Below are 14,531 nucleotides of genomic sequence, written 5' to 3'. Positions count from 1 at the left end.
TCGTTATTCGCTTCGCGGTTTATCTCGTCGTTCGCCTCGCTTTTCGCCGCGTGCGTCGGCGTGCGATGCGTCAGGCGAATGCGTGGGAAGAGCGCTTGAACGAAGATCAGCGGCCGAGCCCGCCCATCATCATGTACTTCAGTTCCGTGTATTCATCGAGCCCGTACTTCGAGCCTTCGCGGCCAAGGCCCGATTGCTTGACGCCGCCGAACGGCGCGACTTCGGTCGACAGAATCCCTTCGTTAATGCCGACCATGCCGCTCTCCAGCGCTTCCGCAACGCGCCATGCACGCGCCAGGTCACGCGTATAGAAATAGGCGGAGAGGCCGAACGGCGTGTCGTTGGCCGCCGCGATGGCTTCGTCTTCCGTCTTGAAGCGAAAGCACGCGGCCACTGGGCCGAAGGTTTCTTCCGCGGCGATCAGCATCGAGTTCGATGCATCGATCAGCACGGTCGGCTCATAGAACGTGCCGCCGAGTGCATGCGGTTTGCCGCCCGTTAACACCTTCGCGCCTTTCTGCAACGCGTCGGCGACATGCGCTTCCACCTTCTTCAGCGCCGCCTGGTTGATCAGCGGACCTTGTTCAACTTCGCCTTGCAGCGCGTTGCCGACGCGCATCTTCCGCACGGCCTGTGTCAGCGCCTGCGTGAATGCGTCGTAGATACCGTCCTGCACGTAGAAGCGATTCACGCACACGCAGGTCTGCCCGGTGTTGCGGAATTTCGAAGCCATCGCGCCTTGCACTGCCGCGTCGATATCCGCATCGTCGAAAACGATGAACGGCGCGTTGCCACCAAGCTCCAAAGACAGCTTCTTCAGCGTATCCGCCGACTGCTTCGCGAGTAGTTTGCCGACGCGCGTCGAGCCGGTGAACGACAGCTTGCGCACCACCTCCGATTCAGTCAGCACACCGCCGATCGCCACTGCATCGCCGGAGACAATGTTGAACACGCCCGGGGGAATGCCGGCCTTCTCCGCCAGTACTGCCAGCGCCAAAGCGGACAACGGCGTTTCTTCGGAAGGCTTGAGCACCATCGTGCAACCTGCCGCAAGCGCCGGGCCGGCCTTGCGCGTAATCATCGCAAGCGGGAAGTTCCAAGGTGTGATGGCCGCGACCACGCCGACCGGTTCGCGCGTCACGATGATCTTCGCGTTCGGATTCGGGCTCGGGATCACGTCGCCATAGCTGCGCTTGGCTTCCTCAGCGAACCATTCGAGGAAGCTCGCCGCATATCCGACTTCGCCACGCGCTTCGGCGAGCGGTTTGCCTTGCTCGCGTGTCAGCAATTCGGCGAGCGCGTCGCGGTTCTCGAGCATCAACTCGCCCCAGCGTCTGACACGCGCGCCGCGCTCCTTGGCTGTTATCGAGCGCCACGCCGGAAAGGCTCGCTCTGCCGCAGCAACGGCGTGCGTCGTTTCCACCGCGCCGCCCTTCGCGACCTGAGCGATCACCTCGCCCGTTGCAGGATTCAGAACCGGGTACGTGCTCGCGCTTTCGTACCACTGGCCACCAACGTAATGTCCGGTTCGAAGCAATTCGCTCATGCGGCCTTCTCCAGGTTCTCGACGAACACGCCTTGCGCAAGCCGCGCTTCACGAGCGATGCGTTTTCCCGCGGTGTAGTCGTTGATCAGATCGCACGGCGTGTAGTTGCGTTCGAGTTCGAACAGCTCGTCGGCTGAGAGCTTCGTGCCGAGCGCAGCCAGCGCGCTATCGAATTGAGCGGCCGTATCCGCGCCGACCAACATGCTGGCAACGCCGCCATGGTTCAGCACCCACGCCTGTGCGATCTGCGCAGCCGACACACCGCGCCGCGCCGCCACGCGCGCCACCGAAGCAGCAATCTCACGAGATGCCGTATCGCCATACATTTGCGCGGTGAAGAAATCGGTCTGGTTGCGCGTGGAGTTTGGATCGCAGGTCAGCAAACCGCGCGCCAAAGGACTGAACACGGACACACCGACGCCCTGATCCTGGCAATACGGAATCATTTCGCGTTCTTCCTCGCGATACGCAAGGTTCAACTGCAGTTGCATGTTGATGGGTTTGTGCCAGCCGTTGCGCTCGCAGACCTGCATGATCTTCGCGAACTGCCACGTGTACATCGTCGATACGCCGATGTAACGCGCCTTGCCCGCGCACACGATATCGTTCAACGCGCCCATGGTTTCTTCGACCGGCGTGTTCACGTCGAAGAAGTGCAGCATGTAGATATCGACGTAATCCATACCGAGGCGCGTGAGCGACGCGTCGACACCGTCCATGATGTGCTTGCGCGAATGGCCGCCGGCATTCTGATACGCGCCCATGTCGTAGCCGACCTTGGTCGTCACGACAATCTCCTCACGCCGCGCGAGACGCTTCAAAATGCGGCCCACCACTTCTTCGCCCACACCGGTCGAATAGAAATCGGCGAGGTCGATAAAATTGACGCCGGCTTCCAGCGCGTGACGCACAATTGGCTCGCTCTGCGCTTCGTCAAAGATCCACGGCTTCCAACGCGGAGTGCCCATGTTCATCGTGCCGAGGCACAGACGCGACACCTTCAGGCCCGAATGGCCGAGGCGAATGTATTCCATAGTGCTTGTCTCCTTCCTGATCACATTCAGTAGCGCACGCAGCAGCACGCCCCTCACGGCGCGCGGACCGCGTTGCGTGTGATTAGCGTTGTTTGGGGGTGTAGAACGGATTCGATACATCGCGAGCGGCGGCAAACACCTCATCGCGATGCGGCAGGCCCTTCATCGCCGCGAGAATTGCGTTCTTGCACGCGCGGTAGTTGTTCTCGAAGACGGCGTCGAGATCGTCGGTGGCCGGATTGACCCAGTTCGCCGACACCACCACCCAATCGTTCTCCGCTTCGGGCGGCAACGTGCCGTTCTCCAGCGATTCGGCCACGGCCTTGGCGATGCCGGCTTGCGAAGCACCCCACGTCGCGTTGCCATGGAAGTCGCTGCCGATCTGCGCCTTGTTCACATAGAGCGTCAGCGGCTTGGTCGGCACACCCGGCCGCGCGATCACGACAAACGGCGCATGCCCCGTTGAAGGCGTCGCCAATGCCGTAGCGAAGGCCTGCCCCGCGGGGCCGTTGCGCGGGCCGACCAATACATTGATATGCGCGAGATTGACGCCAGGGCCTTCGAATCCTTCGCCGATAAAGAGTTGTTTGTCCGTCGATACGCTCATGGTCTTTCCGTCGGGGGTGAGTGGATGACCGATTGTGCTGCGCGGTCTTCGCGACCATGTATCGATGAGTTTTGATGCGGGGTATGAGGCGAACTCATCTCCGGGTTTGCCCCGGGCGCACCAGTCGGCACGTTGGATGTGCGCGTTGAGTCGCGCGCACGGGCAAGCGCAAAGGTGAGACTTTTCGGGACTCGCGGTGACGAGCCTCGAATCGAGACGAAAGGTGAACGCACCGAAGGCCGCGCACGCACCAGCGGCGCGAAGTTCAGCAACGAGGCAACGTCCGCGGAAAAGACCGTGTGAGAATCGAACGATGGACTACGCGATTCTTCGCATAGCCAGGGAACGCCCGCCAGCAAAGGCTGGCGCGGGTTTCGAGGAAGGTTGCGACACCACGATGGACTGCCGGGATGATCGCGCCGCAAGGTGCGTCATCCGACAAAACCAGGCTCACCGAAACAACGAACCCTGGTGCGAGGCGCCTCGCTAAACCCACGGCGCGCCTTGCAAGCTCACACGAAAGGTGAGCGTTTTCGGGACCCTCTCAGCGGTGCGAGAAAAACCCGCCGCAACTTCACTTCAGAGAAATTCGGCGCGTTGCGAGCGCAAGCGCCATGGTCGAAACGTACTTTAGCCTTCGATCAGAAAACGCTCGCGATTCTTGCCCGCGAGCCAGCCAGGCGAGCGGCCACGGCCGCTCCACGTCTCGCCGGTTTTCGGGTTGCGGTACTTGGCTACCGAAGGCGCTTTGCGTACCGCGGCACGCTTGCTCGTAAAACCCAGTTCTTCCGCGGTCAGATCGTACTCGGCGACCTTCTGCTTGATCTCGGCAATCGCCTGCGCGATTTCCTTTTCGCGCGCCACCGCGACTTCCTTATGGAGCTTCTCGAGCTGAGCAGTTAACTGTTTATATGAGGCCATGGCGGGTACTCCGATCGATTTGACGAACTGCAGTGCGGACACTTGCGGACACTATCAGACGAATAAAGCGCCGGATAGAGCGGCCCGCGCAGGACGGTCCGCTCAGAGTGCGCCCGTGAACTGTCCGCCGCTCAAGACCGCCCGCTCAACTGCTGCAGCCCACGCACTCAATCGTCAATTGCATCGTACACGCGGCGCTCGAAATCAACCGACATTGGGAAGGGTTCGACAGCACGGCGCTGAATCAGCATGAGACCGATCAGGTCCTCCACCGGATCGGCGAACCAGCTCGTGCCATACGCACCCGGCCAGCCGAACGAACCCATCGAGCGATAGCCGAGCGGCAACTGCTGCGCCGGATCGTCGACGATGGACAAGCCGAGACCGAAGCCTTGGCCTGCCCACAGCACATGACCGAACGCCGGCACGCGCCGCTGGTCGCGGGTCAGAAAATTCGAGCGCATCAAATCGACCGAGCGATGCGACAGCAGACGCGTCGAGCAGGCGCGTCCGCGCCCTAGCAACAGTTGCGCGAACTGCAGATAGTCCTGCGCTGTCGAGACAAGGCCGCCGCCGCCGCTCTGGAAGCGGTCGGGATTCGCCCAGCGGCTCGCCGACGGATGATCTTCGACCACGCGCCGCCGCGTGCCCGCCTCGACGCCATACGCCGTCGCCAAACGCGTGAGCTGCGCGTCGGGCACCCAGAACGCCGTATCGCGCATGCCGAGCGGTTCAAAAATCCGCGTCCGGAAGAAGTCGCCGAGCCGCATGCCGCTCACGCGCTCGATCAGCACGCCGAGGACGTCGGTCGCGATGCCGTAATGCCAGCGCGAGCCGGGCTGAAACATCAACGGCAAGCTGGCTATGCACCCCAGCCACGCGCTGGCCTCCCCGCGCGCTTCAATGCCGTTGAAGGCTGCCGCGTAAGCTTCGGCCAGCGGTCCGGTGGCGGTGAAGTGATAGGCAAAGCCGGCGCGATGCGTGAGCAGATCGAGCACGGTAAGTGGCGCTCTGAGCGGGTCGGTTTCGTCGAGCGGGCCGGTGGGGTCGCGCAGCACGGATGGCGCAGCCAGCTCCGGCAGCCACGATGAGATTGGCGTGTCGAGCGCGAGCCGATCCTCTTCGATCAGCATCAGGATTGCCGCGCTCGTCACCGGTTTGGTCATCGACGCGATGCGAAACAGCGTGTCGCGCTCCATGGGCAATTGCGCCGCTTCGTCGCGCAAGCCGAGCGGCTCGAAGTAACCGATTTCACCGCGCCGCCAAACCAGCGAAACGACCCCCACCACTTCGCCGCGTTCCACATAGCCTTGCATGGCGTTCGTGAGCGCCGTCAGCCGGGTGGCTGAAAGTCCTGCTGGTTGCATGCTCCTCCTGAGTCCTTAGGCATTACGTTCCCTTATTTCTGCCGGAAACGTTACCCGATCAGACGGTACACGTCACCCTCCGCCCATGGACAGTTACGCTTTCTGCCGCTCCTCCAATGCGGAGAGGGCCGCATTGAGCCGTTTGACGCGACTAGCCTGCGCCGGCACCAGTGCCGCCCCGGACACCGAGTTAATGCGGTTGCGCCAATATGACAGCGGGATGCGGTCTTCAGCGGAAATATGCGTGATTACATTTTCAAGGTGTTTGATATCTTTTTCGAGTTGGAGGTGATTCATTGCTTTCCCCGGAATTACTCATTGAGCCAGTTTAAGAGCATAAAGCGTGCCCCGATTACTCCAGGAGCTCCGTTGAAACGGAAAATTTTTCTGAAGTTGATAATTCGGGCCGCCGCAAAACCGGCAAAACCTGCACATTGTTTTTGATTGTGAGCCGGCCAGATGAGGATACTGCGGCGAAACTTCGCGTTCCGTTAGATGCCGCACCGACTCGGCTTGACAGCGAAAACCGAGCGCTTTTTTATCAGCGCAAGCGGTAAGAATAATAATCTCGAAGCAATTCGATCAATATTCATTGCGCATCGCAACCGTTTCGGTAAATGCACATTAGAGCCAGATATTTATGACGGCCATATGCTTCTTGCATGACACCGCTCGCCGTATCGTCGGTTTAGCCCAGTTAAGCGAAAACTGCGAAGAGAGGGAGACAGCCCGCCGTCATGGCCGAGCGGCGGGATCAAGGAAGGAAAGTGTTAGTCGCACGCATCACGCCAGCCATCGCCCGGCGTGGCGTCATTTCGCCCGGCAGGCGTAAATCAGACTGAGCGTGCCGTTGTCGCTGGACTGGCGCACGACGTCAAAAGCGCCGCCACACGCTGCGTTAGCCTGCTGCGAGCAGGAGTCCGAGCCGGCCGGACATTGGACCAGCGTAGTTTGGCGGCCATCCGACAGAAACAGCGGCGCGCTGCTGCTGCAACCGCTCAGCATGGCGATTGCGGGAAGCGCCAGCGCGGCACCGGCGCGGCGCGCGAAAGAGGAGAGACTGCGTTTCATTTGAAACCCCGATCACGTCTTGTTTTTCGATCACGCGATTGTGCCACGCGGCAATTGCACTGCGCCACGCGATGTCGCGGGACTTCGTCACACCTCGATGCCGTATGCCGCGATCTTCTTGTAGAGCGTCGCGCGGCCCATGCCGATCTGCATGGCCGTCTCGATCACGCGACCGCCGTTGGCGCGCAAGGCGTCGCCGAGGAAGCGCTTCTCGAACGTGGCCATAGCATTGCTCCACGACGTCACTTCAGGCGCCTCCGAGGTGGCATCTGAAGCGTGCGCTTCAGAGCCCGTGGATACAAGAAGACGATGTCCGCCTTGCGCCGGGCCGATGAACGGCGCCAGCGCACGCGCATCGATTCGCTCGCTGTCCGAAAGCATCACCGCCCGCTCCAGCGTGTTGCGCAGCTCGCGCACATTGCCGGGCCACCCATACGAACACAGCAGCCGCAAAGCATCGTCCTGCAATTCGAAGTGACTGGCGCCGCGCGCTTGCGTCGACAGGTCCTCGAGCATGGCGTAGGCAAGCGCTTCGATATCGGACGAACGCTCGCGCAGCGCCGGCGCCTGGATCGTCAACACGTTCAGTCGATAGAACAGGTCCGCGCGGAAACGTCCCGCCGCGACCAGCGCCGGCAAATCGGCCGAGGTCGCGGCGATGATCCGCACGTCCGCGCGCACGATCCGGTTCGAGCCAAGCGGCTCGAACTCCCTGTCCTGCAGCACGCGCAACAGCTTGCCCTGCAAGGGCAGCGGCATATCGCCGATTTCGTCGAGAAACAGCGTGCCGCCGTTCGCAAGTTCGAACTTGCCGACCCGTCCTTTCCGGTCGGCGCCGGTATAGGCGCCGGGCGCGGCGCCGAAGAATTCGACTTCGAGCAAGGTGTCAGGAATCGCCGCCACGTTGACGGTCACGAGCGGCCAATTCGCCCGCGCCGATCCGCCGTGAATGGCATGCGCCAGCAGTTCCTTGCCCGTGCCGGTTTCGCCGAGTAACAGCACGGGCGACTCGAGTTGCGCGGCGCGGCGCGCCTGGCGCTTCACTTCGAGACTGGCCGCGCTCGTGCCGACAAAACTACCGAACGTGTACTTCGCCCGTCTTGCCTGCGCGAGCGACTGACGCGTCGCGATCAACTCTTCCTGCACGCGCGAGTAATGGGAAAAAAGCGGCGTGAGCGCCTTCAGTTCGTCGAACAACGCGAAACCTACCGCGCCGACCGTTTCACCCGCATCGTCTTTCAACGGAAGTCGCGTCACGACAAGCGGCTCGCGGCCCGTTTCGAGGATGTCGAGCAGAATCGGTTTGCCGGTTTTCACGACCTCGCGCATCAGGCTGTTGGGAATCACCTCCTCGCAATCCCGGCCAATCGCCTGCTCCGGGTCCGAAAACCCGAAGCGCGCCGCGTAGCGCTTGTTGATCCAGACAACGCGCGCCTCGGCGTCGACGATGAAGGTGCCTTCGCTGAAGTTTTCGAACGTGCGGAAGAGCGAATCCATCGCCCGGCGGAGGACGTCGCCGTAGGTGGCAGGAAGGCCCGCCCAGTCGTTCATCATGGTGTCGCTGTCTCCGGCTATCGTTCTATTTATGCATATCTCATTTCGTAGACAAGCTTATCTCATTGATGAGATCGCCAGCAAGCGTACTACATAAAGGTATTGCCTCAATTCAGCCTATGTTCAGCTGATCTGCGTCCCGATTTTGAGACATTTGGGTACAATCGGCCGCATCACGTTTCGAACTTCGGCCTGTGAAATCAACGGACAGGCCGCTGCGGCGTGCGTGGCATGGAATCTGCATTTGCGGGCGCCGGGCCGTCGCAGTCATCGGGACGGCGTACACGTAGAACAACCAAGCTTTGGAGACTCAATGTCCTTTGTTATCGTCCTCGCCGCGCTGGCGTTTCTGATGTTTGCCGCGTATCGCGGCTACAGCGTCATTCTGTTTGCGCCGATCGCCGCCCTCGGCGCGGTGCTGCTGACCGATCCGGGCGCCGTCGCGCCAGTCTTCTCCGGCATCTTCATGGAGAAGATGGTCGGCTTCGTGAAGCTTTACTTCCCCGTGTTTCTGCTGGGTGCGGTGTTCGGTAAAGTCATCGAACTGTCCGGCTTTTCTGAGTCGATCGTGGCCGCGGCCATCCGCTATATCGGCCGCTCACGCGCCAATGCGGTGATCGTCGCGGTGTGCGCGCTGCTCACCTATGGCGGTGTATCGCTGTTCGTGGTGGTGTTCGCGGTGTATCCGTTCGCCGCCGAGCTGTACCGCCAGAGCAATATTCCGAAACGCCTGATGCCTGGCGCGATCGCGCTCGGCGCGTTCTCGTTCACCATGGATTCGCTGCCGGGCACGCCGCAGATCCAGAACATCATCCCGACCACCTTCTTCAAGACGACGTCCTGGGCCGCGCCCGCGCTCGGTGTAACCGGCTCGCTGTTCATCATCGTGGTTGGCCTCACGTATCTGGAATGGCGCCGCCGCGCGGCGATGGCGACCGGCGAAGGCTACGGCACGGAACTCGTCAACGAACCGGAGCGCGTCGAATCGAAGCAACTGCCGCATCCGCTGCTGGCGGTCGCGCCGCTGGTGCTGGTCGGCGTGGCGAACTTCCTGCTGACCCGCTCGATTCCGAACTGGTACGGCGCGTCGTACACCATCGCGCCGGACATCCTGCCGGGCATCCATGCGCCGGTCACGACGGCGATCAAAAGCGTCGTCGCGATCTGGTCCGTTGAAGGCGCGCTGCTGCTCGGCATCATGATGGTCGTGTTGACGGCGTTCGGCCGCGTGCGCGAACGCTTCGCGGTCGGCACCAAGGCGGCGGTGGCGGGCGCACTGCTGGCCTCGTTGAATACCGCGTCGGAGTATGGCTTCGGCGGTGTGATCGCGGCTTTGCCGGGCTTCCTGGTGGTCGGCGATGCGCTGAAGAGCATTCCGAACCCGCTCGTCAATGCCGCGGTTTCGGTGAGTTCGCTGGCGGGTATCACGGGTTCGGCATCGGGTGGGATGAGCATCGCGCTCGCGGCCATGTCCGACACGTTCATCAAGGGTGCGGAAGCCGCGCATATCCCGATGGAAGTGCTGCACCGGGTCGTCGCGATGGCGAGCGGCGGCATGGACACGCTGCCGCATAACGGCGCGGTGATCACGCTGCTGGCGGTGACGGGTTTGACGCACCGCCAGTCGTACCGCGATATCTTTGCGGTGACGGTGATCAAGACGTTGGCGGTTTTCTTTGTGATCGCGGTGTATTACATGACTGGGTTGGTTTAACGGCGCGGCAGATGGCGCGGGGATCACGCCGCACGGTGCGGCGTGATTCCGAACGGCGCACGGCATTCCGCACGCTCGGACAATTGAGTACTTGAGTACTGGCTAGCGGGTAACACAAGCGGCAATACGGACAAACTGCCGACGTCAAAAATTTTGTTCGGTTAACTTAGCCCGACAACTTAGCCCGGCTGACACTCGACGCCGACTGCCCTCATGAGCCCAACCCCTGCCTTCTGGATGATCCCGTCCGCTCCGACGCCCGTCGGACCCTTCTCCCATGCCACTGAAGCCGACGGCTGGGTGTTCCTGACCGGTCAGATGCCGACCTCGCCCATCGACGACAGCGCGTCGCTTCCGGACGGCGTCGTCGCGCAGACTCAACGCGTGATGGACAACCTGATACTCGTGCTGCAAGGCGTCGGTCTGACGCTGCAACACGTGATCGCAGTGCGCATTTTTCTGACTGAATTCAAGCGCGACTATGCGCCGATGAACGAGACCTACCGCGCCTACTTTCCCGCGGACAAACTGCCGGCGAGAACCTGCATTGGCGTCACTGCGCTCGCACGCGACGCGCTGGTCGAGATCGACTTCATCGCGAAACGCCCGGATTGATCGGCCAGGACTGAATCGCCGATGGCGACGGCAATGACGATCCCGCCGGCAGAAACGCCAATCAATGCGTCGACTCTTCATCCAGCCCGAAGTGATCGCATATCGCCTCGTGCAGTGAGATCGCGCGTTCGTCCAGCTCGGTCGTCCACGGTTCGCCGTTCTCGCAGAGCCGTTGCAGTTCGCGACATTGCTGCGCGAATCGCTGCTCCTGCACAACCAGGAACCCGCCGGCCGCGCTATGCGCCCAACCGCCCAATGCTTCCCGGTCTTCCTGTTCGACAATCGCCAGCAGCCTCGGCAGATCGTTTTGAAGATGCTCCTTGAGCATGGCCGTGTAACGCGACTTGTCGTCCGCGCTGAGCGTGTTCACCGGGTCGGCGGTTGCGCCGGCTGCCGCCGGGGTCGCTGCAGCCGTCTGCGCGGCCGTTGTTGATGTCGGTTCCAGTGTCGCTGCTGTCGCCGATACCGGCGCACGCTGCAGCTCCGCGGACGTCACCGCGAGCAGTGCCGCTTCCAACTCACCCAGCGACGCCGGTTTCGCGACATACCCGGTGAAGCCCTGCTCGCGCCAGCCTTCCTGCTGCTGGTTGTCTGTGACTGCGCTAAAAGCCAGCACCGGTAAGTCCGCATGCGCTTTACGCAATGCCGCCAGCAACGCATAGCCATCCATGACGGGCATGTGGATATCAGTCAGCACCACTTCGAAATGCCCCTGTTCGAATGCCGCCAGCGCTTGCCGCCCGTCGCCGGCAATCGTCGGCAGGCAGCCCAGCGCGTCGAGTTGCTCGACGATCAAGGTTTGGATCAGCGGATTGTCTTCGGCGACCAGCACCGTCAAGCCTTGCAAGGCCGGATTGGCTTCGGGAGGCGGCAATGCGGCGGAGGTCGGCGGCAGCGCCTCTGCGGCATCGGCGGTACCGGTGGCCGCGAGATCGACCGCGGCCAGAATCGCCTTGCGGCTGAACTCCGTCACTTCGAGCACGCCGTCGCCACACGGAGCGGGACGATGTGGTCCGGTGCGCGTGATCCACACTACGCCGGCCGGGTGCACCGCACGCAACGCTGCAATCGCGTCGAGATCGTACTCGCCGGTGACCACCATCGCCTCCGGCCGGTTCACGCGCAACCACGCTTCTGCGCTGCGCATCGATACGACGGTATGAACAGACCACCCCACCAGATGCAAGCCGCTGTCGATGATCTGCCCCGACTCGCGTTCCTGCGACACCACCAGCACACTGCCGCGGCGAGCCGGTTCGACAACCGGCTCGCGCAACTCGTCCGAGGGTGGAGCGAGCGGGATCGAAACGCTGAACGCGCTGCCGACACCCAGCACGCTCTCAACCGAAATATCGCCGCCCATCAACTCGCACAGCCGCGCGCAGATCGACAAACCGAGGCCGGTGCCGCCATAGCGGCTCGACGTGCTCGCTTCGCCCTGCACGAACGGACTGAAGATGCGCGCAACCAGCGCCTGATCCATGCCGATCCCCGAATCGCAGACCCGGCAGATCAGAATCGGACGTCCTTGCAGATCGTCCTTCACTTCGGCACTCAGCGTGATCTTGCCGCATGAGGTGAATTTGAACGCGTTGCTCAGCAGGTTGTTGACGATCTGCGCGATGCGCGTGCGGTCACCACGCAGCACCTGATCGAGCGTCGGCGACAGATGCGCATAGAAGCGAATAGCGCGATCCGCCGTCATGGGCGCGTAGGAGAGCGCAATGTTCTCGAAATCGTCGAGCGGGCGGAACGACTCGCTCACGAGCTTCATCTCGCCGGCATCGATCTTCGAAAAATCGAGAATGTCATTAACGATGTGGCGCAGCGCATCGGCCGCGACGTTCAATGCGGTAAGCCGTTGCGCGTGCGCTTCGAGCCCCGGTGTACGGGCGAACAATTCGAGGTTGCCAAGCAGCGCGTTCAGCGGCGTACGAATTTCATGGCTCATCGACGCGAAGAAATTCGAGCGAGCCCGCATCGTGATTTCGGCGGTCTGCTGCGCGAGCCGCAACTGCTGTTCGAGCGCGTGTTGCGCGGTGACATCGAGGATCGCGCAGAACAGCACGTCCTCGTCGGCGTATCGTGCCGGCGCGTAGGTAAATTGCAGAAACTGCGCTTGCGGCGAGGCGCTTTCTTCGGGCGCCGGTTGTGACGGCGGCTGTGACTGCGGATGCGCTTCCGGCTGCGCAGGCGCGACAAAGGCGGCGATCCTCGCGAATGCAGTGATCGAAGGACCATCCGGCGCTTGTGCACGAATTTCGTCGACGATATGCAGCGGCAAGCGACTGCGGCCGGCTTCCATATGCAGCAACTCGTCGGCCAATGCGTTGGCGATGATGATCGAATAGTCGCTCTGCCGGACGATGCACAAACCGACCGGCGTCGCGCTGACCAGAACGTGATTGATGGTTTCGCTTTCCAGCGCACGCGACGTTTCCGCGAAGGTGCTGCGCATCAGGCGCAGCCCCCAGAACCGCGCCGCCAGCGCGATCCCCGCCAGCACCAGCAGCGCGAGGCCGGCAAGCGCGGCCAGTTGCCAACCAAGCGCGGCAATCAGCTCGCGCCACGACAGGTAGCTAACCAGCGAGCCAAAACCTGGCATCAAAGGCTCGCTCAGAATCACGCCATCGCGGGTGTAACGGTATGCATCGGATGGCATATGAGCGACGGCGTCTTGCAGCATGGCTGCAGTCTGCGCGTCGACGGGCGGTGACGACACGATCACATGGCGATCCGCCGTCATCAGCAACTGCGTCCCCTCGCGGTCGGGCCGCGCGACATGCGCCAATAGCCCGTCAAGCGGAATGCTCATCGCGATCAGTGTGGTCGGTGTATCGCCGGCATAGTAGGCGCTCACCGTGGAGATTACCGGCACGCCTTGCAGCGGATCGCGATAGGGACCGAGCCAGATCCGCTCGCCCTTGCCGGGCATACGCGTGCCGGTTTGCGCCTGCAGGTCCTGTTCGAGAGTCTCACGCAACGTGCTCACGATCGCCGGCTGCAAAGACGGCGCAGCCGTCACGCCGCGATCGGCGCCCGAGTTGGCAACCGGTTGAGCGAGCGAAGGCAGAATCGCGGCATAGTCTTCGGTCAGCCCAAGCAGGATCGCGCGTTGAGGTAGCTCGAACGCCTGCTGGGTCACTAGCGTCGACTGTGCCGCTTCGTAGATGCGCCATAGGTTCGCGCCGAATTGCGGCCCCCATGCCGCGCGCGCGGCGTCGCCGACCAGCAGGTCGAATCGCGCATCGACCCTTGGCACCGTACCGCGTGCGACGCCGCTCACGCGCACCGCATCCTCGACGCTTGCCGGCACGCGCAGTACGTTGTCGGTGTCGCGATAGTAGTCGAGCGTAAACTCAGCACGCCGCATGAACGATTCCTGCCGATGCAGGAGCCGCGAGAGGTCGGCGGCGCTCTGGGACGCGAACGTTCGCCGGTATTCGAGTTGCTTGTCCGCGGCAAGGACGGCCAGCAGCAGCGCAAAGCCCACCACGATCAGCATCAGCGAAGCGATCGTCGCGAGGTACAACCGTTGTTGGCGCTTCGCGCTATGGGCCAGCGACGCGAATGCGTGCGCCAGTGATTCCTGCGTGCGGTCGAGGATCTTTTGCATCGGCTGGCAAAGTTAGCGTGGTTCGCGCGCGCAGACCGCTGCGGCTCGGAGGAGCACGAAACACGTCTGCAGCCCTTTACGGGCGCAGTGTAGCGCTTTTGATAACAGCACGCGAAGCATCCGGCACTGATTTCCATGGCTACTCGGAACGCACGCGCATGATTTCGCGCACGAAGTCGAGCCGGAAGAATTGACATTAATCTGATAGATCGGCGTTACTCCCACCTCGACAGCCCGGAATTGACGCATCAGGATGCAACCGTCAGCGCCCAATTAGTTGCAAGGGCAGGCTGACCCGAGTAACAACGGCGTTTAGCAGCCCGCCCTCCCAAAGGACGGGCTATTTTTTCGCCGCCTGTTTCTCTCGTCGCGCCCCGCCCTAACCGACGCGCGCGTCAGCACCGTGACAGCCGGGGAGAGAAGGGCTGCACCGTCACGGGGCACGAAAAATGCAGCCGTCGGGGCGGAGAGTCGCGTTAAACTGGT

Annotated in this window: 11 protein-coding genes; 2 read left to right on the top strand and 9 right to left on the bottom strand. The window is 62.3% G+C overall.

All coding sequences use genetic code 11. The features are described from left to right. Positions 1–106: 106 nt before the first annotated feature. The 8 genes from P3T25_RS12115 to P3T25_RS12080 form a co-directional block, all read right to left on the bottom strand. Complete coding sequence (locus P3T25_RS12115; protein WP_154558002.1) at positions 107–1,546, bottom strand: NAD-dependent succinate-semialdehyde dehydrogenase; 1,440 nt, start codon at positions 1,544–1,546, stop codon at positions 107–109. Then, positions 1,543–2,580: an aldo/keto reductase gene (locus P3T25_RS12110; protein WP_154558003.1), complete on the bottom strand. Its 1,038-nt coding sequence runs from the start codon at positions 2,578–2,580 to the stop codon at positions 1,543–1,545. The genes P3T25_RS12115 and P3T25_RS12110 overlap by 4 nt, the downstream gene beginning before the upstream one ends. 82 nt (positions 2,581–2,662) lie before the next feature. Next, the gene (gene fae, locus P3T25_RS12105; protein ID WP_154558004.1) at positions 2,663–3,187 is read right to left on the bottom strand and encodes a formaldehyde-activating enzyme; all 525 of its coding nucleotides are present in this window, start codon (positions 3,185–3,187) and stop codon (positions 2,663–2,665) included. Between the two features lie 630 nt (positions 3,188–3,817). Next, positions 3,818–4,108 carry an H-NS family nucleoid-associated regulatory protein gene (locus tag P3T25_RS12100; protein ID WP_054034751.1) on the bottom strand — a complete coding sequence of 97 codons (291 nt, stop codon included), beginning with the start codon at positions 4,106–4,108 and terminating at the stop codon, positions 3,818–3,820. 167 nt (positions 4,109–4,275) lie between these two features. After that, positions 4,276–5,475, bottom strand: coding sequence for a serine hydrolase domain-containing protein (locus P3T25_RS12095; RefSeq protein WP_429358177.1), 1,200 nt, complete (start codon positions 5,473–5,475; stop codon positions 4,276–4,278). Between the two features lie 93 nt (positions 5,476–5,568). After that, positions 5,569–5,772, bottom strand: coding sequence for a hypothetical protein (locus P3T25_RS12090; RefSeq protein ID WP_154558006.1), 204 nt, complete (start codon positions 5,770–5,772; stop codon positions 5,569–5,571). 513 nt (positions 5,773–6,285) lie between these two features. Next, positions 6,286–6,546, bottom strand: coding sequence for a hypothetical protein (locus tag P3T25_RS12085; protein WP_154565013.1), 261 nt, complete (start codon positions 6,544–6,546; stop codon positions 6,286–6,288). An 87-nt stretch (positions 6,547–6,633) separates the two neighbouring features. Beyond that, complete coding sequence (locus P3T25_RS12080) at positions 6,634–8,100, bottom strand: sigma-54 interaction domain-containing protein (RefSeq protein ID WP_429358176.1); 1,467 nt, start codon at positions 8,098–8,100, stop codon at positions 6,634–6,636. A 313-nt stretch (positions 8,101–8,413) separates the two neighbouring features. Here P3T25_RS12080 and P3T25_RS12075 point away from each other — a divergent pair, with 313 nt between their 5' ends. After that, a complete protein-coding gene (locus tag P3T25_RS12075) occupies positions 8,414–9,814 on the top strand; it encodes a GntP family permease (RefSeq protein WP_154565017.1) in 1,401 nt (466 codons plus the stop codon). A gap of 213 nt (positions 9,815–10,027) precedes the next feature. Next, positions 10,028–10,429 carry a RidA family protein gene (locus tag P3T25_RS12070; protein WP_154565019.1) on the top strand — a complete coding sequence of 134 codons (402 nt, stop codon included), beginning with the start codon at positions 10,028–10,030 and terminating at the stop codon, positions 10,427–10,429. Between the two features lie 61 nt (positions 10,430–10,490). Here P3T25_RS12070 and P3T25_RS12065 read toward each other — a convergent pair whose 3' ends face one another. Further along, positions 10,491–14,045, bottom strand: coding sequence for an ATP-binding protein (locus P3T25_RS12065; protein ID WP_429358175.1), 3,555 nt, complete (start codon positions 14,043–14,045; stop codon positions 10,491–10,493). Positions 14,046–14,531 lie beyond the last annotated feature (486 nt).

This window comes from Paraburkholderia sp. GAS32 (assembly GCF_050434225.1).
Taxonomy (GTDB): Bacteria; Pseudomonadota; Gammaproteobacteria; order Burkholderiales; family Burkholderiaceae; genus Paraburkholderia; species Paraburkholderia madseniana.
The sequence above is the reverse complement of the archived record's forward strand: the minus strand, read 5'-3'. Positions and strand labels throughout refer to the sequence as shown.

Bases quoted from the DNA above. Each gene is read 5' to 3' on its own strand.
- P3T25_RS12115 (WP_154558002.1), bottom strand. From the start codon at position 1,546: ATGAGCGAATTGCTTCGAACCGGACATTACGTTGGTGGCCAGTGGTAC.
- P3T25_RS12110 (WP_154558003.1), bottom strand. From the start codon at position 2,580: ATGGAATACATTCGCCTCGGCCATTCGGGCCTGAAGGTGTCGCGTCTG.
- fae (WP_154558004.1), bottom strand. From the start codon at position 3,187: ATGAGCGTATCGACGGACAAACAACTCTTTATCGGCGAAGGATTCGAA.
- P3T25_RS12100 (WP_054034751.1), bottom strand. From the start codon at position 4,108: ATGGCCTCATATAAACAGTTAACTGCTCAGCTCGAGAAGCTCCATAAG.
- P3T25_RS12095 (WP_429358177.1), bottom strand. From the start codon at position 5,475: ATGCAACCAGCAGGACTTTCAGCCACCCGGCTGACGGCGCTCACGAAC.
- P3T25_RS12090 (WP_154558006.1), bottom strand. From the start codon at position 5,772: ATGAATCACCTCCAACTCGAAAAAGATATCAAACACCTTGAAAATGTA.
- P3T25_RS12085 (WP_154565013.1), bottom strand. From the start codon at position 6,546: ATGAAACGCAGTCTCTCCTCTTTCGCGCGCCGCGCCGGTGCCGCGCTG.
- P3T25_RS12080 (WP_429358176.1), bottom strand. From the start codon at position 8,100: ATGATGAACGACTGGGCGGGCCTTCCTGCCACCTACGGCGACGTCCTC.
- P3T25_RS12075 (WP_154565017.1), top strand. From the start codon at position 8,414: ATGTCCTTTGTTATCGTCCTCGCCGCGCTGGCGTTTCTGATGTTTGCC.
- P3T25_RS12070 (WP_154565019.1), top strand. From the start codon at position 10,028: ATGAGCCCAACCCCTGCCTTCTGGATGATCCCGTCCGCTCCGACGCCC.
- P3T25_RS12065 (WP_429358175.1), bottom strand. From the start codon at position 14,045: ATGCAAAAGATCCTCGACCGCACGCAGGAATCACTGGCGCACGCATTC.